We start from the raw sequence: 1268 nt of genomic DNA, 5'->3' as shown, positions 1-1268 counted from the left end.
GCCGCGGGCTTCCAACGTCCAGGGTGGGTTGGGCGGTGGGGCGGGTAATAGCTCCAGGCGGAGCAGTCACCAGCGACCTCCAATCGGAGCCCTCGACGAGCCCGGAGTCAGTGAGTGATCAGTCAGGCGGGCGGTCTGTGGACGTGACGAAGCGATCGACGCCGCCGGTGTCGTCGCGGTGAACCCGGTGGAACTCGGTGCCTTGCACGATGCCGTGCAGGGACCACTCAGAGACGCTGTCGTCGTCGTCAGGCTGTTCACTGGCCATGTACGACTGAGCCCCTTGCGAGGGTCGCCAGCGTTGCTTGCCGGTGGCCCACAGCACTGCATTGGCCATCTGTTGGTGATCGGGAGCGTCCAGCGGGTCGCCGCTGTGTGTGCCGAGGTACTCCGCGAGGTACGTTCCGAGGTTGCCGATGGAGTCGCCGTACTCGATACCCTCAGCAGCAGCGTGAAGCTCTCTCCTGTCCAATCCGACGCGGTTTATCGAGATGGTCGAGTCGTCGGCGGTGTCATGCGCGTCCCGTCCAGCGATAGGGCAGTTACGCAGGTGCGCCTCGATGACGGGAGCGAAGTCATCGCGAGTGACGACGCCCTCAACGAACACCGCGATATGGATGTGTAGGTAGCCGCTTACATGCGGTTCGAGGATAGCGAGGTACTCCCATCGGCGGTCCTCGAGCTGTCGGGAGAGTTCTCGGCGGACTGCTTCCCAGCTGGCGTCAAGGTCGTGCAGGTGGTCAACCGGCGGTATCGGGTTGCCGTCGTCGTCGGTCGAGGAGCCAGTGAGCGTCAGCATGGCCGTGTGTAGCCGTTTGCCGTACTCGTCGCGCAGAGCCCGTTCGAGGTCCTTCAACTTGGCGTACTGCTTGTTAGCGTACTCCTCAGCGAATCTGTGGGGGGATGAACCAGCGGCGTACTCGCCCGTGAGGTCGTTGCGCAGCACGGTGTCGGTGTCGTCGGTGTCCTCGATGTAGGTGCGCCAGCGGCGCACGGAGCGTCGCCAGGTGGTCGGACGATCGCCGTCGAGGGCGTCCCAGTCACGAACTTCTTCACGGAGCGCTACTCCGTCGCGTTCCGTCAGGGAGCATTTCAGGGATTGGCCTTTAGACGGACTCTCTTGCGGGTTTGTAGTGTCTGCACGGTCCGTCACGGAAGGCCGAGAGTGTGACGGACCGTGGCGATCTCCGGGGTGATCGGCACTACTCACACCGACCACCTCGACAGCACCGCCACCGCACAGCACCGCTTGTGATGGGGGCTCCCTC

Annotated in this window: 1 protein-coding gene; it reads right to left on the bottom strand. The window is 64.0% G+C overall.

Features of this window, described 5'->3' with window-relative positions:
* Window positions 1-118: 118 nt before the first annotated feature.
* Window positions 119-1153 carry a hypothetical protein gene (locus tag HZR20_RS14310; protein ID WP_309484944.1) on the bottom strand — a complete coding sequence of 345 codons (1035 nt, stop codon included), beginning with the start codon at window positions 1151-1153 and terminating at the stop codon, window positions 119-121.
* Window positions 1154-1268: the final 115 nt, after the last annotated feature.

It is taken from the genome of Halorhabdus salina (genome assembly GCF_013839425.1).
Classification (GTDB): domain Archaea; phylum Halobacteriota; class Halobacteria; order Halobacteriales; family Haloarculaceae; genus Halorhabdus; species Halorhabdus salina.
This window is presented reverse-complemented; position numbering and strand designations above follow the sequence as displayed.